Annotated in this window: 15 protein-coding genes and 1 pseudogene; 3 read left to right on the forward strand and 13 right to left on the reverse strand. The window is 73.9% G+C overall.

Going from position 1 to position 18,984, the window contains the following annotated elements; translation table 11 throughout:
* Position 1 precedes the first annotated feature (1 nt).
* The 9 genes from ACH4FX_RS27635 to ACH4FX_RS27675 all read right to left on the reverse strand — a co-directional run bounded on the left by ACH4FX_RS27635 (position 2) and on the right by ACH4FX_RS27675 (position 12,545).
* Positions 2–841 carry a TrmH family RNA methyltransferase gene (locus ACH4FX_RS27635; RefSeq protein ID WP_398483356.1) on the reverse strand — a complete coding sequence of 280 codons (840 nt, stop codon included), beginning with the start codon at positions 839–841 and terminating at the stop codon, positions 2–4.
* Between the two features lie 38 nt (positions 842–879).
* Positions 880–2,103 (reverse strand): uroporphyrinogen-III C-methyltransferase, encoded by a 1,224-nt coding sequence (gene cobA / locus ACH4FX_RS27640; RefSeq protein ID WP_398483358.1) that lies wholly within the window; start codon positions 2,101–2,103, stop codon positions 880–882.
* 217 nt (positions 2,104–2,320) lie between these two features.
* Entirely contained in the window at positions 2,321–6,193 is a 3,873-nt protein-coding gene (gene cobT / locus ACH4FX_RS27645) for a nicotinate-nucleotide--dimethylbenzimidazole phosphoribosyltransferase (RefSeq protein ID WP_398483360.1), read from the reverse strand.
* 237 nt (positions 6,194–6,430) lie between these two features.
* On the reverse strand, positions 6,431–7,645 hold the full coding sequence (gene cbiE / locus ACH4FX_RS27650; protein ID WP_398483362.1) for a precorrin-6y C5,15-methyltransferase (decarboxylating) subunit CbiE: 1,215 nt from the start codon (positions 7,643–7,645) through the stop codon (positions 6,431–6,433).
* 233 nt (positions 7,646–7,878) lie between these two features.
* The gene (locus ACH4FX_RS27655; RefSeq protein ID WP_398483364.1) at positions 7,879–8,514 is read right to left on the reverse strand and encodes a GNAT family N-acetyltransferase; all 636 of its coding nucleotides are present in this window, start codon (positions 8,512–8,514) and stop codon (positions 7,879–7,881) included.
* Positions 8,515–8,709: 195 nt separating this feature from the next.
* Positions 8,710–9,570: a MetQ/NlpA family ABC transporter substrate-binding protein gene (locus ACH4FX_RS27660; protein WP_398483366.1), complete on the reverse strand. Its 861-nt coding sequence runs from the start codon at positions 9,568–9,570 to the stop codon at positions 8,710–8,712.
* Positions 9,571–9,675: 105 nt separating this feature from the next.
* On the reverse strand, positions 9,676–10,452 hold the full coding sequence (locus ACH4FX_RS27665) for a methionine ABC transporter permease (RefSeq protein WP_398483368.1): 777 nt from the start codon (positions 10,450–10,452) through the stop codon (positions 9,676–9,678).
* Complete coding sequence (locus tag ACH4FX_RS27670) at positions 10,449–11,510, reverse strand: methionine ABC transporter ATP-binding protein (protein ID WP_398483370.1); 1,062 nt, start codon at positions 11,508–11,510, stop codon at positions 10,449–10,451. The genes ACH4FX_RS27665 and ACH4FX_RS27670 overlap by 4 nt, the downstream gene beginning before the upstream one ends.
* Positions 11,511–11,897: 387 nt before the next feature.
* Positions 11,898–12,545, reverse strand: coding sequence for an HAD family hydrolase (locus ACH4FX_RS27675; protein WP_398483372.1), 648 nt, complete (start codon positions 12,543–12,545; stop codon positions 11,898–11,900).
* A 188-nt stretch (positions 12,546–12,733) separates the two neighbouring features.
* On the opposite strand from ACH4FX_RS27675, the gene ACH4FX_RS27680 reads away from it, so the two are divergent.
* Both ACH4FX_RS27680 and ACH4FX_RS27685 read left to right on the forward strand, forming a co-directional pair.
* Complete coding sequence (locus tag ACH4FX_RS27680; RefSeq protein WP_398483374.1) at positions 12,734–13,102, forward strand: hypothetical protein; 369 nt, start codon at positions 12,734–12,736, stop codon at positions 13,100–13,102.
* The gene (locus ACH4FX_RS27685) at positions 13,095–13,538 is read left to right on the forward strand and encodes a hypothetical protein (RefSeq protein ID WP_398483376.1); all 444 of its coding nucleotides are present in this window, start codon (positions 13,095–13,097) and stop codon (positions 13,536–13,538) included. The genes ACH4FX_RS27680 and ACH4FX_RS27685 overlap by 8 nt, the downstream gene beginning before the upstream one ends.
* A 40-nt stretch (positions 13,539–13,578) precedes the next feature.
* On the opposite strand, the gene ACH4FX_RS27690 is transcribed toward ACH4FX_RS27685, so the two are convergent.
* From ACH4FX_RS27690 to ACH4FX_RS27700, 3 genes and pseudogenes are all read right to left on the reverse strand, one after another.
* Positions 13,579–14,097, reverse strand: coding sequence for a GNAT family N-acetyltransferase (locus tag ACH4FX_RS27690; protein ID WP_398483377.1), 519 nt, complete (start codon positions 14,095–14,097; stop codon positions 13,579–13,581).
* Positions 14,098–14,239: 142 nt separating this feature from the next.
* A pseudogene (locus ACH4FX_RS27695) lies at positions 14,240–14,761 on the reverse strand (sigma-70 family RNA polymerase sigma factor); the annotation flags it as partial.
* Between the two features lie 115 nt (positions 14,762–14,876).
* Positions 14,877–16,025: a glycerophosphodiester phosphodiesterase gene (locus tag ACH4FX_RS27700; protein WP_398483379.1), complete on the reverse strand. Its 1,149-nt coding sequence runs from the start codon at positions 16,023–16,025 to the stop codon at positions 14,877–14,879.
* Between the two features lie 251 nt (positions 16,026–16,276).
* Here ACH4FX_RS27700 and ACH4FX_RS27705 point away from each other — a divergent pair, with 251 nt between their 5' ends.
* Entirely contained in the window at positions 16,277–16,945 is a 669-nt protein-coding gene (locus tag ACH4FX_RS27705) for a lysophospholipid acyltransferase family protein (protein WP_398483380.1), read from the forward strand.
* A gap of 93 nt (positions 16,946–17,038) precedes the next feature.
* On the opposite strand, the gene ACH4FX_RS27710 is transcribed toward ACH4FX_RS27705, so the two are convergent.
* Positions 17,039–18,970 carry a bifunctional metallophosphatase/5'-nucleotidase gene (locus tag ACH4FX_RS27710; RefSeq protein ID WP_398483477.1) on the reverse strand — a complete coding sequence of 644 codons (1,932 nt, stop codon included), beginning with the start codon at positions 18,968–18,970 and terminating at the stop codon, positions 17,039–17,041.
* Between the last annotated feature and the right edge of the window lie 14 nt (positions 18,971–18,984).

The raw sequence follows: 18,984 nt of genomic DNA on the forward strand, positions 1-18,984 counted from the left end.
CTCACCCGGCGGCCGGTCCCCCGTCCCCTCGCCCCGCCGTCACCGCGTAGAACGCCACCGCCGCCGCGGCACCCACGTTGAGGGAGTCGACGTCGTGGGCCATGGGGATGCGGACCCAGGTGTCGGCGGCGTCCAGCGCGCGGGAGGAGAGGCCGTCGCCCTCGGCGCCGAGCATCAGGGCGGCGCGGTCCAGGCGGTGGGGGGCCACCTCGTCCAGGGGGACGGCCCGGGCGTGCGGGGTGAGGGCCAGGAGGGGGAAGCCCGCCTCGCGGACCGTCCGGAGGTCGCGGGGCCAGTTCTCCAGACGCGCGTACGGGACGGCGAAGACGGCGCCCATGGAGACCTTCACCGAACGGCGGTAGAGCGGGTCGGCGCTGTCCGGGGAGAGCAGCACGGCGTCCATGCCGAGGGCGGCTGCGCTCCGGAAAATGGCGCCGATGTTGGTGTGATCGTTCACGGCTTCCATGACCGCGATGCGGCGGGTGCCGGGGCGGGCCAGGAGTTCGGCGGCCGTGGGCAGGGGCTTGCGGGCCATGGAGGCCAGGGCGCCGCGGTGGACGTGATAGCCCGTCACGCGTTCGGCGAGGGCGGGGCTGACCACGTACACGGGGGCCGGGACCGCGTCGATGACGTCGCGCATCACCTCGGCCCACTTGGCGGACAGGAGCATCGAGCGCATCGCGTAACCGGCCTGCCGGGCGCGCCGGATGACCTTCTCGCCCTCCGCGATGAACAGGCCCTCGGCCGGTTCGCGGCGGCGGCGCAGTTCCACGTCGGTCAGGCCCGTGTAGTCGCTCAGGCGCGGGTCGTCCGGGTCGTCGACGGTGATGATGTCAGCCACGGGGTGGGGTGCCTCGTCGGATTCGTGGGCCGGTGGGGTCAGTGGGTCCGGTGCACGGCGACGACGTCGCCGATGACGATGACGGCGGGCGGCCGGACGCCTTCGGCCCGTACCGTCTCGCCGAGGGTGGCGAGGGTGGCGTCCACACGGCGCTGGGCGGCGGTGGTGCCCTCCTGGACGACGGCCACGGGGGTGTCGGCGCCGCGCCCGTGCGCGATGAGCGTGGCGGCGATGGCGCCGCTGTTCTCGACGCCCATGAGGACGACGAGGGTGCCGCGCAGCCGGGCGAGGGCGGACCAGTCGACGGTGGAGCGTTCGTCGTCGGGGGCGACGTGGCCGCTGACGACGGTGAACTCCTGGGCCACGCCGCGGTGGGTGACGGGGATGCCGGCGGCCGAGGGGACGCTGATGGAGCTGGAGATGCCCGGGACGACGGTGCAGGGGATGCCCGCCTCGGCGAGGGCCTGCAGCTCCTCCATGCCGCGGCCGAAGACGTACGGGTCGCCGCCCTTGAGGCGGACCACGGACTTCCCGGCGCGGGCGTGCTCGATCAGGGCGTTGTTGATGGCCTCCTGGGCCATGAACCGGCCGTACGGGATCTTCGCGGCGTCGATGACCTCGACGTGCGGCGGGAGTTCGGCGAGCAGGTCGCGCGGGCCGAGCCGGTCGGCGATGACCACGTCGGCCTCGGCGAGCAGCCGGCGGCCGCGCACGGTGATCAGGTCGGGGTCGCCGGGGCCGCCGCCGACCAGGGCGACGCCGGTGGTGCGGGCGCGGTGGTGCGGGGCGGCGAGGGTGCCGTCGCGCAGGCCCTCGACGATGGCGTCCCGTACGGCGGCGGAGCGGCGCGGGTCGCGGCCGGTGAGGACCGCGACGGTGACGCCGTCGCTGCGGCCGGTGGCCGGGGTCCAGGCGGTGGCGGCCTCGGCGTCGTCGGAGCGCACGCACCACACCCGGCGGTCCTCGGCCTCCTGGGAGGCGGCGGCGTTGGTCTCGGGGTCGTCGGTGGAGATCAGGGCGTACCAGGCGTCGGCGAGGTCGCCGGGCGCGTACCGGCGGCGCTCCCAGCGGATCTCCCCGGTGTCGGCCATGGCCTCGACGGACGGCTTGGCGGACGGGGAGACCAGCAGGACGTCGGCGCCCGCGGCGACCAGGGAGGGCAGGCGGCGCTGGGCGACCTGGCCGCCGCCGAGGACGACCACGCGGCGGCCGGACAGGCGCAGTCCGACGGGGTAGGCGGCGTGTTCGGCGTGCTCGGCCATGGCGGTATCGGCTCCTTGTGGGGGTGGCGCGGGGCGCTGGTGGTGCGGGCAGCGCGCAGGAGGGGGCGGGGACGCGTTCGCCGCTGCGGCGCTGGAGCGGCTGAGGTACGGGGCGGCTGCCGCCCCGGGGACCTGACCTGGTGAGAGGGTACGGGCCCGGCCCACAGCCTATGTGGCTGCGGGCCGGGGGTCATGCGCAGGGCCGGTGGCCGGGCGGTCAGCTCTTCTCGGTGACTCCGGCGGCGTCGAAGGTGGCGACCTCGTGCATGGCGCGGGCGGCGCTCTGCACGACGGGCAGCGCCAGCAGGGCGCCGGTGCCCTCGCCGAGCCGCAGGTCGAGGTCGACCAGCGGGCGCAGTCCGAGCTTGTTGAGCGCGGCGACGTGGCCGGGCTCGGCGCTGCGGTGACCGGCGATGCAGGCGGCCAGTGCCTCGGGGGCGATGGCGCGGGCCACCAGGGCGGCCGCCCCGGCGCTGACCCCGTCCAGGATCACCGGCGTACGCAGCGAGGCGCCGCCGAGGATCAGGCCGGCCATCGCCGCGTGCTCCAGGCCGCCGACCGCGGCGAGGACGCCGATCGGGTCGCCGGGGTCGGGGCGGTGCAGCTCCAGGCCGCGGCGCACGACGTCGACCTTGCGGGCGTGCGTCTCGTCGTTGATGCCGGTGCCGCGGCCGGTGACCTCGGCGGGGTCGGCTTCCGTGTAGACGGAGATCAGGGCGGCCGAGGTGGTGGTGTTGGCGATGCCCATCTCGCCGGTGATCAGCGCCTTGTTCCCGGCGGCCACCAGGTCGCGGGCGGTCTCGATGCCCACCTCCAGGGCGCGCAGCACCTCGTCGTGGCTCATCGCGGGGCCGACGGTGAAGTCGGCGGTGCCCGGCCGGATCTTGCGCGGCAGCAGGCCGGGCGTGGCCGGCAGGTCGGCGGCCACGCCCACGTCCACGACGCAGACCTCGGCGCCCACCTGGTTGGCGAACGCGTTGCAGACCGCGCCGCCGCCCAGGAAGTTGGCGACCATCTGCGCCGTGACCTCCTGCGGCCAGGGGGTCACGCCCTGGGCGTGCACGCCGTGGTCGCCCGCGAAGACGGCGACGGCGGCCGGCTCCGGGATCGGCGGCGGGCACTTGCGGGACAGACCGCACAGCTGCGCGGAGATGATCTCCAGCATGCCGAGGGCGCCCGCGGGCTTGGTCATCCGCTTCTGGCGCTCCCACGCCTCGCCGAGCGCCTTGGCGTCCAGCGGGCGGATGCCCTGGAGGGTCTCCTGGAGGAGGTTGGCGGGCGCCTCGCCGGGCAGGGCGCGGCGGCCGTACGTCTCCTCGTGGACCACCCAGGACAGCGGGCGGCGCTTGGACCAGCCGGCCTGCATCAGCTCGGGCTCGTCGGGGAACTCGTCCACGTACCCGACGCAGAGGTACGCGACGACCTCCAGGTGCTCGGGCAGGCCCAGCTCGCGGACCATCTCGCGCTCGTCGAAGAAGCTGACCCAGCCGACGCCCAGGCCCTCGGCGCGGGCCGCCAGCCACAGGTTCTCCACCGCCAGCGCGGAGCTGTAGGGGGCCATCTGGGGCTGGGTGTGGCGGCCGAGGGTGTGCCGGCCGCCGCGCGTCGAGTCGGCGGTCACCACGATGTTGACCGGCGTTTCGAGGATGGCCTCGATCTTCAGCTCGCGGAACTGCTTGGCACGGGCCTTGGGCAGCGACTTCGCATACGCGTCGCGCTGCGCCGCGGCGAGTTGGTGCATCCGCTCCCGGGTCTCCTGCGAGCGGATGACGACGAAGTCCCAGGGCTGGGAGTGCCCGACGCTGGGAGCGGTGTGGGCCGCCTCCAGGACGCGCAGCAGCACCTCGTTCGGGATCGGGTCGGGGCGGAAGCCGTTGCGGATGTCCCGGCGCTCGCGCATGACCCGGTGGACGGCGGCGCGCTCGGCGTCCTCGTATCCGGCGGCCGGGGGGCCGGCCGGCTGGGCCGGGACCGCCGGTTCGGCCTCGGCCGGTACGGCGGGCTCGTCCTGGGGCGCGGGGGCCGGTGCCTCCGGGGCCTCGGCGGCCGGTGCGGCCTGCTCCGCGGCGGCCTCGGCCGGCGCGTTCAGGACGACCGGGGCGTCCGGGGCGTCGCCGAGCTGGACCAGTTCGGCGGCGTCCTGCTCCGGGACCGGTTGTCCGGCGTCGGCGGGCGCTTCGGCCCGGGCGGCCGGAGCGGTCTCGCCCTCGGCCGGGGCGGCCGGAGCGACCGGGATCTGGTCACCGGCCGGGGCCTGGTCCGCGCCGTGCCGGGCTTCCGCGGGCTGCTGAGCGCCATCGGGAGCGGCGGCCTGCTCCGGCTGCGGGGCGGCGGCCTGCTCCGGCTGCGGGGCGGCGGCCTGCTCGGCGTCGGCGGGAGCGGCTTCCGCGGCCGGGCCCTCCGCGTCGGCGGCCGGGGCGGGCTCCGGGGTCTCGGACGGCTGCGCCGCCTCGGCGGAAGCCTCCAAGACCGTTTCCTGAGCCGCCTCCTGGGCGACCGGCCCGACCGGCCGGGACTGGGCCTGCTCGGTCTGTGCTTGCTCGGGCTGAGCCTGCTCGGACTGTGCTTGCTCGGACTGGGCCTGCTCGGACTGGGCCTGTTCCGACTGGGCCTGCTCCGCCTGGGCGGCGGCCTCCTGCGGTGCGCCGGTGGCGGGCGCGGCGGCCTGCTCCTGCTCCGCCACGGCAGCCTCGTCCGCTGCGGCAGCCCCCTCCGGCGCGGGCTCCTCCGCGCCGGGCACGGCCTCGGCCGGTACCTCCTGGGCCGCCGCGGTCTGATTCTGCCCGTCGGCAGGTACGGCGGCATCCGGGGCCGCAGGGGTTTCGGCCGGGGTGCCCGGTGCCTCTTCGGCGGACTGTATGGGCTGCGGCACCCCGGCGGGCTGCGCGCCCTCGGCCGTACCGGTGGCATGCGTCGTTTCGGCGGCGGCCGGCTCCTGGACCGGCTGCGTGCCGTCGGCCACGGCGGCCTGTCCGGCCGGAGCGGCCTGCTCCGCCTCGTCGGCGCCCGCCTGCGGCACGGCCTCGGCCGGGGCCGCCTCGGCCGGCGCACCCGCCACGGCCTCCGCCGCTTCGGCGGCTTCCGGCGCCGGCGCCTGCTGCGCCTCCGGGGCGGCGGCCTCGGCCGTCGCGGCTGTCGGCGCCTCCACCGTCTCGGTCGTCACATCAGTCACCGCAGCCTCCTCAGCACCGCGATCGACCGTTTCTGCAGCCGCAGCGGTCGGCACGGCGGCAGCGGTCTGTCCGGCCGCGGCGACCGGCGCCACCGGGGCCGCCTGCGCCGGGGCACTGTCCCACGACGGCACCTGGGCGGCGATCCCGCCGAGCTGCGGTCCGGGCAGCGGCGCCGCGCCGGGCGCCGCGTACTCCTCGGCGGGGGCCGCGTACGCCTCGGCGGGGTTCTGCTGGGCGGCGGGGACGGCACCGGCGGTCTCCGCCTGCGGCGCGCCCTCCTCGACGTCCAGGTATTCGGGGCCCGGCGCGGGCCGGGCGGGGGTGCCGCGCACCGGTGCGCCGGTCGGCGCGCCGGCCGGGCCGCGGTCGGCGAGCGAGCGGACCACGCCGCCGGTCGCGTCGGGGACCGGCGGGCCCATGTGGAGCGGGCGGCGCGGCGGCGCGGGGGCCTGCTGCGGCGCGGCGGGCGGCGGGACCCGCACGCCGCCCACGTCGACGGAACCGGAGTCGCGGCCACCGCTCTCGTGGTCGCCGGCCTCCGGCGGCAGCGGCTCGTACCCCGCGCCACGCGGCGCGGCGTCGTACGGGCCCGCCTGCTCCGGCACGGTGTGCTGGGGCGGTGCCTGCGGCGGCTGGGCCTGCTGCGGGAACTGCGCGGGCGGCGCCACCGGCTGGTGGTGCTGCTGCTCGCTGCCCCACGCACCCTGCGCCCCCGGCATCAGCAGCAGGTCGTCGTCCTCGGCGCCCGCGTCGGCGGGGTCCAGGAAGGTGTAGGCGTCGGGAGCCTGGGGCATGCCCGGCGCGTGCGTCGGGCCGGCATCGGCAGGGGAGGGAACGGCCGCCGGCTGCGGCTGTCCGGGCTGTCCGCCTGCGTTCTCCGGCAGCCCCTCTCCCGGGACCTGGCCGGTGTCGGTCATGCGTACCCCTCGCCCATTGGTAGTGCTCCTTCCAACCGCTCGTGCGACGCGCTCCACCGCGGCGCGCCGACCGCCCCGGTAGCTAGAACGAGCGAGCGCGCCTCGCGGCACGTCCGCCCTTGAGAGCTTCATTTACGGCCAAAACCACGGCATCTTCCGGATATTGGCGTACGAAACCGAACGCGGGACGGCGGCGCAACGATCCGCCAGCCTACCCCGCGCCGGGTCCGGGCCCGGTCACGGGTGAGCAACCCGGTAGCCGCTGAGCAGGAAGACGACGGCCCGCTCCCGCTCGACCCAGGCGGAGGTGTCCAGTTCGACGGACTGCAGCAGCGCGCACTCGGCCTCGTAGCCGCCGTCGGCCAGCGCCCGTCCGATGGCCTCGGCCTCGTCGCGGGTGGCGGCGTGCGCGACGATGCGCTCGGGCCGGCGGGCGGCGCAGGCGGCGACCACCGCCGCTCCCCCGCCGCCGACCCGTACGACGTCCGGTTCCGGCAGATCCTCCAGCACCTGGGGCGCACGGCCCTGCACCACCTGGAGCTGGACGCCGTACCGGCGGGCCACCGCGGCGGTGCGGTCGCAGGCGTCCGGGTCGGCGTCGACGGCGATGACGGCCGCCCCGAAGCGCGCGGCCTCGACGGCGGCGGCGCCGCTGCCCGCGCCGATGTCCCAGACCAGGTCGCCGGGCCGCGGCCCGAGGCGGGCCAGCTGGGCGCAGCGCAGCTGGACGGACTCGCCTTCGCCCAGGACGCCGCCGTACGCCTGCGCGGGCAGCCCCCAGCCGCGCGGCGGGGCCGGGTAGGCGACGTCCCGGCCCGCCATCCAGCCGCTGCCCTGGGCGGCGGCGCTGGCCCCGCCGACGACGATGACGACGTTGGGGTCGCGCCAGACGTGGTCGGCGGCCTTGTCGGAGGTGAGGACCGTCACCTGCTCGCGTTCGGTGCCCAGTTCCTCGCAGATGACGAAGGTGCGGTGCACGCCGTCCAGCAGCAGGGCGAGTTCGGCGGGCCCGGCGCCGGGCGCGGTGAGCACCGCGACCTTGGTGTGCGCGCGGCAGACGTTCACGGCCCGGCGCAGGTCGCGGCTGTGGGCGACGACGATCTGGGCGTCGTCCCAGGGCATGCCGGCGCGGGCGAAGGCCGCCGCGACGGACGAGACGGCGGGCACCACCTCGACCTCCAGGCCGTGCTCGGGCGCGCGCAGGGTCCGTACGACGCCGAAGAAGCCGGGGTCGCCGTCGGCGAGCACCACGGCGGTGCCGCGGTGCTGGGCGATGCGGCGGGCGGCCAGGCCCACGCTGCCCAGCCGGATCTGTTCGGCGTGCGGGGGGACTTCGGGCAGGGCGAGGTGGTGGGCGGCGCCGGCCACGAGCGTCGCCGCGCCGAGGGCGGAACGGGCGGCGGCGGTCAACGGCGAACCGTCCCACCCGATCACCGTGACCCGGTCGGCCATCGTCGTCAGTCTCCTGGGCTTTGCTGGCTACGGAACAGGACTGGGCATTACGGAACAGAGCCACGCATGCGGAACGGGCGGTGCGCGCGCCGGACGGCTCGCACGGCGGCGTCCGGCCGGTCGCCGGAGCGTCCGGCGGGCAGGGCGAGACTACCCCGAGAGGTCCGGACCACAGCGTCGCGGGGCGGGCCCGGACGGCCGAAACCGTGCGGTCGCGGACGCCGGCCGGGGCGTCAGTTCCATTCGGGGTAGGCGAAGCCGTTGGCGTCGGCCATCCGCCCCGGCACGCCGTCGAGGTCCTCGGGCAGCAGGCTCCACACGATCAGGTCGGTACGGATGTCCGTCCAGCCCCCGTCCTCGGTGCGCGAGCGGGCTATCCAGGCGTTGCGCAGCACGCCCTCGCTGATGCAGCCGATCTTCTGGGCCACCTGCTGGGCGGCGGTGTTGTCGGCGGCGGTGCGCAGCTCGACCCGCTCGAACCCCTGGTCCCGGAAGAGCCACTGGGCGACCGCGAGGACCGACTCGCAGGCGTAGCCCTCGCCCCGGGCCCAGGGCGCGGTGACGTAGGCGACCTCGGTGCTCAGCACCCGCCAGTCGGTGTGGTCGAGCTGGACGGTGCCGACCAGGCGCTGGGTGAGGAACTCGGTGACGGCGAGGGCGATGCCGCGGCCTTCGGTGCGCATCGCGCCGGCCCGGCGGGTGGCCCAGTCACGGGCGAGATCGGTCGTGTACGGGTGCGGCAGCGCGGTCCAGGCGGTGGTCAGCTCGTCGTTCATCATCTCCGTCAGCGCGGGCACGTCGGCCTCTTCGAACGGGCGAAGCACCAACCGATCCGTGCTGATGGAGATGTCCGGAAAGGTGGATGTCATGCCGCTGCTCCAACGCCGTTGACCGTGCTGCTCCGAAGTTCGGGCCGGGTTGACCGTCTTTGAATGCACCAGCATGCAGCATCCGACCGGCGATGTGCCACGCGCGCGGGCCCCGGTGGCGCGGGGTGCGCGGCCGGGGCCCGTCGCCGGGCGGCTCGAAAGCCGGTGCGGACGTCAGGTGCGGGGCGGTGGCGGTCAGCTCGTGGGCGCGCCGAAGGCCGGGATGACCGAACCGTCCCGGTACTTGTCCTCGATGAACTTCTTGACCTCGGGCGAGTTCAGCAACTTGACCAGCTTCTTGACCCGCGGGTCGTCCTCGTTGCCCTTCTTGACCGCCAGGAAGTTGGCGTACGGATTGCCGTCCGCCTTCTCCAGGGCCAGCGCGTCGGTGGAGGGCTTGAGCTGGGCGCCGATGGCGAAGTTGCCGTTGATCACGGCGGCGTCCACGTCGGCGAGGCGCGGCGCGATCTGACCGGCCTCCAGCTCGGTGAGCTTGATGCCCTTGCTGTCCGCGACGTCGGTCAGCTTGGCGTCGGCCCCGACACCGTCCTTGAGCGTGATGACGCCGTTGTCGGCGAGCAGCTTGAGGGCGCGGCCCTCGTTGGACGGGTCGTTGGGGACGGATACGGTGTCGCCGGCGGTCAGCTCGGAGAGCTTCTCGACCTTCTTCGAGTAGACGCCGAGCGGCTCGATGGCGACGTTGACGACCGGCACGATGTGGGTGCCGTTCTTCTTGTTGTACGTGTCCAGGAACGGCTTGTGCTGGAAGAAGTTCGCGTCGACCTGGCCGTCCTCGGTGACCTTGTTCGGCAGGTTGTAGTCGTTGAACTCCTTCACCTCCAGCGTGAGCCCCTCCTTCGCCGCGAGCTTGTCCTTGACGAAGTTGAGGATCGCCCCGTGCGGGGTCGGGCTGGCGGCGACGGTCAGCGGCGCGCTGCTGTCCTCCTTCTTGCCTCCGGAGGAGGAGACGTCGGAGGGCGCGCTGCAGGCGCTCGCGCCGAGGGCGACGGCCGCCGCGGCCAGGGCGGCCACGGTGATGTTGCGGGTGGTACGCACGAAGAGTGCCCCTATCTCGGTTTCTCGGACGCGCGGGGCCGGCGGCCCCGCGCGGTGCGCCCGGCAAAGGGTCCGGGCTCAAGAGGGTCCGGAGCGGACCCGGTCTCAGACGCCGACGCGCTGCTCGGGGGCGTCGGCGGTGGTGGCCGCCGCGGGCTGCCCGCCGGCGGCGGCCGGGGCGGGCGCCCGGCGCAGTCCGACGCGTACGGCGGAGGTGCCGCGGCTGCCGCGGCGGGCCAGCCTGCGCACGATCAGGTCGCCGAGCAGCTGGACGGCGATGACCAGGACGATCAGCAGCACGATCGTGATGATCATCAGGTTGGTCTCGTACTGGAGGTAGCCGTAGGTGTAGGCCAGGTTGCCCAGACCGCCGCCGCCGACCGCGCCGGCGATGGCGGAGTAGCCGATCAGCGTGATGACCGTGGTGGTGACGGCCGCGACCAGCGCGGGCAGGGCCTGCGGCAGCAGGACCTTGAAGACGATGGTCCAGGTGCCGCCGCCCATCGACTGGACGGCCTCGACCAGCCCGTGGTCGACCTCGCGCAGCGCGGCCTCGACGAGCCGGGCGAAGAACGGGATGGCGGCGATCACCAGGGGCACGACCGCGCCGGTGGGGCCGATGGAGACGCCGACGATCAGGCGCGTGAAGGGGGTCAGCGCGACCATCAGGATCAGGAAGGGGAAGGACCGGCCGATGTTCACCACCGCGCCGATGACCTTGTTGACCACGACGTTCTGCAGGACGCCGCCGCGGTCGGTCAGGATCAGCAGGACGCCGAGCGGGATGCCGAACAGGACGGCGTAGAACGTCGACCACCACACCATGAAGAGCGTGTCGAGCGTGTTGTTGTACAGCAGCGGCTGCATCTGCGACCAGGTCACTTGGCACCTTCCTTCACCAGCGCGCCGGCGGACGCCGCCGTCGCGTCGCCGGCCGGCTCGCCGGCCACGTCCACCTGGAGGCCCTGCTCGCGCAGGAAGCCGATGGGTACGACGTTCTCCTCGAAGCGGCCGGGCAGCTCGATGCGCATCCGGCCGATCTGCCTGCCGCCGACGGTGTCCATGGCGGCGCCGAGGATGGAGATGTCCACGTTGTACGTACGGGACAGCTCGGAGATCACCGGACGGGTGGCGGCCTCGCCGTGGAAGGTGACGTCCACCACGGTGCGGTCCGGGCCGGAGGGCTCGCCGCCGACCGGGAACAGCTCCCGGGCCAGCTCGGAGCCGGGGGTGGCGAGCAGCTCGGCGACGGTGCCCTGCTCGACGACGCGGCCGTTCTTCATCAGCGCGGCCGAGTCGCAGATCGTCTTGACGACGTCCATCTCGTGCGTGATGAGCAGCACGGTCAGGCCGAGCTGGCGGTTGAGGTCGCGCAGCAGCGTCAGGATGGAGCGGGTGGTCTCCGGGTCCAGGGCGCTGGTGGCCTCGTCGGAGAGCAGCACCTTGGGGTCGCCGGCCAGGGCGCGGGCGATGCCGACGCGCTGCTTCTGGCCGCCGGAGAGCTGGGCGGGGTACGCCTTGGCCTTGTCGGCGAGGCCGACCAGGTCGAGCAGTTCCAGGGCCTTGCGGGAGCGCTCGCGGCGGTCGACCTTGAGGATTTCCAGCGGCAGCTCGATGTTGTCCTGGACGGTGCGCGAGGACAGCAGGTTGAAGTGCTGGAAGACCATGCCGATGTGGCTGCGGGCGGCGCGCAGCGCGGCGTTGGCGCGCTGCCCCCTGCCCGCCAGCGAGGTCAGCTCCTGTCCGGCGACGGTGACCGTGCCGGAGGTGGGGCGCTCCAGGAGGTTGACGCAGCGAATGAGGGTGGACTTGCCGGCGCCGCTCTGGCCGATGACGCCGTACACCTCACCCTCGCGGACGTGCAGGTCGACGCCGTCCAGGGCGGTGACTTCGCGGTCTCCTGAGCGGTAGACCTTGGTCAGGCCCGTTGTGGTGATCACAGGGAATTCCGTCACTGTCGTGTGCCGGGCGGCTCGCCCGCCGGGCACGGGGCATTCATTGCGGAGTGCGGCATGGGGGACCCGGAGGGCGCGGTGGCCCGGCTTCGGGTTCCGGTGACGCGGGGCGGCCAGGGCCGTGGCGTACGGACGGGCGTACGGTTCGCACGGCGCAAGGCGGCGGGTCTCGCTTCGGGGCGCGAGGCTCGGCGGGGGCCCTCAGCGGTCACACATTCGACACATGCAACGAGCACCGGGCGTCATGGTCGCCTCGGTCGCAGGGGTGCGGTTGCTCGTCGTGGTCATGTTCGCCAGTAAACCAGACAGGCGTACGGACCGATCAAGCCTGTCCGGATGGCGGACAGCGCCGACCACTGACCGGACGGCCGGTCAGTCCGCCGTGACGATCTCCAGGCCGTCCGCCGTGGCCTGCACGGACACCGCCGACAGATTCTCGACGATCACGTCGGCGGACAGCTCGCCGGCCTGGTGCGTTGTGGTCAACGCCACGGTCGTCATACCGGCGGCGCGGCCGGACGCGAGCCCGGCGGGCGCGTCCTCGAAGACGACGCAGCGGGCCGGGTCCACCCCCAGCCGCCGGGCGGCCAGCAGGAACGGCTCGGGGTCGGGCTTGCCGCGGGTGATGTCGTCCGCGGCTATCAGGGTCTTCGGGTGGATGCCCACCTCCGCGAGCCGGGCCTCGGCCAGGCGGGCGGTCGCGGAGGTGACCACCGCCCAGCGCTCCGGGGGCAGCCCGGACAGCAACGCGAGGGTGCCGGGCAGCGCGTGCACACCGCCCGCGACATCCTCGTACTCCAGCTGCTCGATCCGGGCCAGCGCCTCGGGCACACGGGCCGCGGGCAGCAGGTCGGCGATGATCTCGGCGGCCGGGCGGCCGTGCAGCTCGACACGGGCGAAGTCCTCGGGCGCGATCCCGTACTCCCCGGCCCACCGGGACCAGCAGCGGTACACCGAGTCCAGGGAGGAGACGAGGGTGCCGTCGTTGTCGAAGAGCAGTGCGGCTGCGGAGATCTTCATGCCGCGCCAGCGTACGTGACCCGGGTCGGCCGCCGGGAGTGACGGGGTGGCCGCCGGGAGTGACACCGGCCGGCCGCGGCGGTCGCAGCGACCGGCGGGGCCGCGCGCACCCGGCCCACCGCCGCCGATTAGAGTCCTCTCATGCCCTTTTTCCCCACTGCGCGCAGCCGCGCCGCGCGGAGGTCCCGGTGATCGACGCGCTGACGGTCGCGATCGGCGTGACCGCGCTCGCTCTGGCCGCCTGGTGCGGCTTCGCCGCGTACCGCGACGAGCCGACGAAGGACTGGCACTTCATCGGCATGGCCGTGGTCTCCCTGCTGGGCGTGGTCCAACTCGTCGTGGGCCTGGTGCAGTTGGGCAGCGGCGGGACGCCCCGGGACGGTACGGCGATCTTCGTCGCCTATCTGGTCGGGGCGGCGGCCTGCGTACCGGCCACCGGTTTCCTGTCGCTCTCGGAGCGGACGCGCTGGGGCTCGGCGACCGTCGCGGCGGGCGCGGTGGTCCTCGCCGTACTGGAAGTGCGGCTGTTCGACATCTGGGGAGGCGGCCATGTCTGAGACGTCCACGGGGTCCCGGACCCCCGAGGCCGCGGCGGGCGGCGCGCGGCGTTCCCTGGGCACCGGCCCCGGCCGGCTGCTGGTCGCCCTGTACGGCGTCTTCACCGTCGCCGCCGCGTCGCGCGCGGCCTACCAGCTGATCGCGCAGTTCGACCGGGCGCCGCTGGCGTACATCCTGTCCGCGGTCTCCGCGGCGGTCTACGCCTTCATCCTGTTCTCGCTGGTGCGCGGCGGCGAGGGGGCCCGCAGGGCGGCCGTCGTGTGCTGCGCGCTGGAGCTGATCGGCGTGCTCGGTGTCGGTACGTGGACGCTGGTGGACCGCTCCGCCTTCCCGGACGCCACCGTCTGGTCGGACTTCGGGATGGGCTACCTCTTCATCCCGGTCTTCCTGCCGGTGACCGGCCTGCTGTGGCTGCGGCGGGCCCGCCGGGCGTGACGCGCTGCCCGGCAGGCCCCCGCCGCGCGGGTCCGGCCGGTCAGGCGCTCGCCACGTAGGCCTGCGGCGCGCCGTCCGCGGTGGCCGCCTCCTTCTCCAGCGTGATCAGACTGAGCCGGGAGCTGAGCTGCTCGGTGGCGACCGGCGCGTAGCCGTGGCTGCGGTACAGGCGCAGGTTGCCCTCGCTGCGGTGGCCGGTGGAGAGCCGGTAGCGCTTGGCGGAGCGTTCGGCGGTCAGCCGCTCCTCGACGGCGGCGAGCAGCCGGCCGCCGAGGCCGTGGCGCTGCATGCGCGGGTGGACGACGAGCTTGCCGATGGCGGCCGTGCCGTCCGCGTCGACCGAGCCGCGCACCGCCCCGACGACCTCCGTGCCGAGCCGGGCCACCACCACACAGGCGTCGCTCAGTTCGGCACGCAGGTCATCGAGGGTCTGGGTGAGCGGTTCGATCGAGTAGTCGTCGTACAGCGCGGCCTCCGGCTGATAGCAGAGGTACTGGAGTTTGAGGATCTGCTCGGCGTCCTGGTCGGTCGCCGCAGAGATGGTCACGCTCATGCCCATGCGCGAGTGCCTCCCCTTATTCGGTTCGGTGCGCCCGGGCGCGCAGAGGGTGAGAGGGTACGCCCGGGCCGGTTGCCCTGACTGACGGAGCCGTGTGGTGCACGCCGCCGTCGTGGCGTGACTGACGCTGCTGCTTCCGGACTCCCCGGTTTCGCGCAGCGGCAACCTCCGCCGTGAGCATTCTGCGCAGGCATTCCAGGCAACGGGAACGGACCGGCCCCAAGCTCCCCTGTGACATTCCCAACTCAGATGAGATTTCGCGGTAGGTGAGGTCGGCGCCGGACAACAGGGCGCGCAGCAGGGCGGGGCAGCGTCCGGGGAGCCGTTCGACGGCGGCGCGCAGCGCGCGCCGCTCCTCGGTGTCGAGCGCCATGCTCTCGGCGACGGCGGCGATCCGGGGCTGCGGCCCGGTGGGGTCGTACGGGACCTCCCGCAGCGCCCGGCGCCGTGCGCCGCGGGCCTCTGCGCGGACCGCGCGGCGCAGCCAGCGGGCCGGCTCGGCGGGCGGCCCGGCGTCGCGGGTGTGTTCCAGCAGCCGGGCCCACACACTCTGTTCGAGGTCGTCGGCGTCGGCTCCGGCGGCGTCCGCCTCGGCCGCGACTTCGGCGGCCAGCAGGGGGCGCAGCGTACGGATGAGGTCGTGATCCGTGGTGGCGTGCCGCATGGCGTGCGAGACGCGGCGGTGCCGTGCGGCGGTTTCGCCGGTGCCCCGGACCCACTCGTCCGGGGCACCGGCGTCGCCGGGCTGACGCCTGCACGTCGGGCGCCGGCCCGCGGTGTCAGCGCCGGCGGAACTCCGCGGCGGCCAGCAGCGCCGTGTCGCAGTTGTCGGAGAACAGGCCGTCGATGCCGGTGGCCAGGCACTTCTTGAAGTAGCCCAGCGCGTCGCCGTACGCGGCGGGGTCGGTGCCGCGGCGGAAGTCGGCGGGCAGGAAGGTGTTCTCGTTGCGGCCGGTGTAGGGGTGCAGGACCAGCCCGGCGGCGTGCGCGTCCTTGACCACCGAGGTGGGCTTGCCGAGCCTGTCGTCCTTGGTGCGCGGGAGGATGACGGTCAGGTCGGGGCCGATGCCCTGCGCGAAGCCGGAGATCCACTTCAGGCCGGCGGGCTTGACCAGGTCGGCGGTGGTACGCGGGTCGCCCGCCGCCTCGAAGTCCCATGGCCGGTCCTTGAGGGTGCCCAGCAGGAGGACCTTGGGGCAGTCGACGAACTTGTCGAGCCGCTGGAGGCTGCTGGGCTCGAAGGACTGGAGGAAGTTCGGCGCGTGCTTCTTGTGCCGGCCGTACTTGCGCAGCAGCCTGGCGAGACGTTCCTCCAGGCCCAGGCCCAGCTTGCGGAAGTAGGTGGGGTGCTTGGTCTCGATGTGCAGCCAGATGCGACGGCCGCGCTTGCGGCCCTCGCGGTCGGCCCACTGCAGGACCTCTTCGAAGGTGGGTACGTCCCACACACCGTCATAAAGGGTGTTGTGCTGCCGGGTGCCCGGAATGCGCTCCTTCGCCCGCAGCGTCTTCAGCTCGGCCAGCGTGAAGTCCTCGGTGAACCAGCCGGTGAGCTCGGCCCCGTCCACGGTCTTCGTGGTCTTGCGGTCCGCGAACTCCGGATGCCGCGAAACGTCCGTGGTGGCCGTGATGTCGTTCTCGTGCCGGCAGACGAGGTGGCCGTCCTTGGTGGGCACCACGTCCTGCTCGATGACGTCCGCGCCCATGTCCAGGGCGAGCTGGTAGGAGCCGAAGGTGTGCTCGGGCCGGTAGCCGCTGGCGCCGCGGTGGCCCACGATCAGCGGTACGGGCAGCTCGTCGTGCGCGCCGTGGCCGCGGCCCCGGGAGCTCGCGGCGCTCGCCGTGCCGGCCCCGCCCCAGACCGCCGCGCCCGCGCCGAGGGCCGCCGCGCCCAGTACCGTCCGGCGTCCCGGCAGCTGCCGTTCCTGCATGTTCGCGCTCCTCGCTCCACGGCACCGGTGAGGGTGTCCGGCACCTGTCAATGGGTCGAGGCGATCCTAGGCACGTACAGCTTTCGAACGGGAGACCTGGCCCCCAACACGGAGGAAACCCACGTCAACTCTGCGTATCGGTCCCGTGAACCCGATGTGCGATCGGGACCGGCCCGCGAGTATCGTCCTGGGCTGCATACTCTTGCACGCTCGCGGCGACCGCCGCAGACCACCCACGACCGGAGGGCCCGTTGTCCCGCATTCTGCTGAAGGCGTTTCTCGGATTCGTCATGCGTGTCCTGTTCCGCCCGAAGGTCGAAGGCGCGGAACACATCCCGGACAGCGGAGCGGTGATCCTGGCCGGCAACCACGTCACCTTCATCGACTCGCTGTTCCTGACCCTCATCGTCAAGCGGCCGGTGTTCTTCATCGGCAAGGACGAGTACGTCAACGGCAAGGGTCTCAAGGGCCGGCTGATGGCCTGGTTCTTCACCACCGCCGGCATGATCCCGGTGGACCGGGACGGCGGGCACGGCGGCGTCGCGGCGCTGATGACCGGCCGCCGGGTGCTGGACGAGGGCCACGCGTTCGGCATCTACCCGGAGGGCACCCGCTCCCCCGACGGCCGCCTGTACCGCGGCCGTACCGGCATCGCCCGCCTCGCGCTGATGACCGGCGCGCCCGTCGTGCCGTTCGCGATGATCGGCACCGACAAGGTGCAGCCCGGCGGCAAGGGCCGTCCGCATCTGGCGCCGGTGACCGTGCGGTTCGGCGAGCCGCTGGACTTCGCCCGGTACGAGGGCATGGACCGGGACCGCTACGTGCTGCGCGCCGTCACCGACGAGGTGATGAGCGACGTGATGCGGCTGTCCGGCCAGGAGTACGTGGACATGTACGCCACCAAGGCCCGCGCGGCCTGACCCCCGGCCCACCCGCGACGCGCCGGGCCCCGTCCGAACTCCGGGCGGGGCCCGGCGCGTTGGCGTATCCGTACGGCCGTGCGCCGGTGCGGCTCAGCAGGGCACGCGGAATCCTTCCGCCGTCGGCCGGCCCGCGGCGAGCATCGCGGCCTCGGCCCGGGGCAGCACCGTGCCGTCCGCGCGCCGCAGCCGCTGCGGTGCGGTGACCTCGCCGACGCGCGCGCCCGGGACGGCGCCGTTCTTCACCGTCACCCGGTTCAGCGGCGCGGGCTCGATCCGCTGCCGTTCCTTGATGTACGCGACGAAGCTCTCGAAGTCGCGCTGGTGCCGGAAGGGCCGGGTGAAGCCGCTCAACGCGGGATATCCGTCCTGGTTGAGCAGGGTGTACGAAGGTGCCGCGATCCGGTACGAGCGGGACACGTCCAGCGCGATGCCGTCGATGAACACGTCCGCCGGGTCCACCCGGTCGCCCACCGGACCGGTCGCGTCGAAGCTGTAGCGGACGTTGGCGGAGACCGCCAGCGGCGCGTACTTCAGACCGCCGCCGGTGGGCACGGTCCACTGCTGCTCCAGCGCGTCGTGGATCTGCTGCCCGGTGACGGTCGCCGTGACGATCGGGTCGCCGAAGCCGACCGCGTTCCACGCCTTGCCGAAGGCCACCGTGCCGCCCGAGGCGGAGTCGTACGTGAGGTCCCCGGCGATGATGGCCTGTCCGATGCGCGGCGCCACGGCGATCAGGGCCAGGTCGGCGGGGGCCGGGGGGTGGGTGTTCGCGTCGTTCATCGGGCCCTGGGGCTGCCGCCCGGCCCACAGCGCCCAGTCGGCCACCAGGTCGCCCATGGTGGACTCGCCCGCCGCGTTGCGGGTCCGGGTGAAGGAGGCGGTCTGCTTGCCGAGGGCGACCGCGGCGCGCCGGGTGCCGTACCCGGCCCAGTAGCCGACGACCTCGGCCAGGTCCGGATGCGGGGCCACGTCGCGGGTGTTGGGGTGGTTGGTGGCGGTGGTCAGTTCGCGGACGACCTTGCCGGTGGCCGGGTCCAGCCGGAGGCTGATCTCGTTGATGAGCTGGCCGTGGCAGCCGGCCTCGACGAACGGGCGGGGCACGCCGTTCGGGTCCGGGACCATCATGGTGAAGGCGGTGTGCCAGTGGCCGCAGACGATGGCGTCGATGTCCGGCGAGACGCGCAGTGCCAGTTCGTAGGCGGGGCCGGAGGGGTTGCTGCCGCTGTTGAAGTCGCCGCCGGCCACTGCGCCGTCGTGCATGCTCAGCACGATCGCGTTGACGCCGCGGGCCTTGAGCTCGGCGGCGCAGCGGTTGGCGGTGGCCAGCTGGTCCAGGCTCCGCAGGCCCGGCTGGTAGGAGGCGGGCATCGTCTCGGTGCTGAGAGCGGTCAGGTGGATGAAGCCGACCGGCAGGCGGCGGCCCTGCCCGGCGTCCACCCATTCGACGTTGTACGGCGGCAGCACGGTCCGCCCGTCGGCGGCCCACACCATGTTGGCGCTGTAGTAGGCGAAGTCGGCGCCGTGGAAGCGCTGTCCGGAGGAGTCGAGGAAGGAGTTGTCCCAGTCGACCGTCGGGTAGGAGATGCCGTCCACCATGTGCTGGGACAGGAAGGCGGGCGACTTGTCGAACTCGTGGTTGCCGGCCGAGGCGAAGTTCATGCCCATCCGGTTCAGGGCCTCGATGGTCGGTTCGTCGGCGAGCGATTCGGCGGGGAACTCCCAGCCGGAGAAGAGGTCGCCGGGTGCGAAGAAGAGGGAGTTGGCGCGGCCCGCCCGCAGCCGTTCGAGGTGCGCGGCCATGTAGGCCACGCCGCCCACCGTGTACTTCTTCCCGCCGGCTCCGGTGATGACCGAGCTGCTGCCCGGTGCCGCCTGGAGGTAACCGTGCAGATCGGTGATGTTGAGCAGTTGCACGTCCACGTATTCGTCCGCGGTCCGCGCGTCGCGCGCGTGGCCGGAAGCGAAGGCGTGGGTGCCGACCGCGGTGGCGGTGGCCAGGGCCCCCGCCGCGGTGAAGAACATGCGTCTGCCGAGCT

Origin of the sequence: Streptomyces sp. NPDC018019, assembly GCF_044327805.1 — a bacterium.
Taxonomy (GTDB): domain Bacteria; phylum Actinomycetota; class Actinomycetes; order Streptomycetales; family Streptomycetaceae; genus Streptomyces.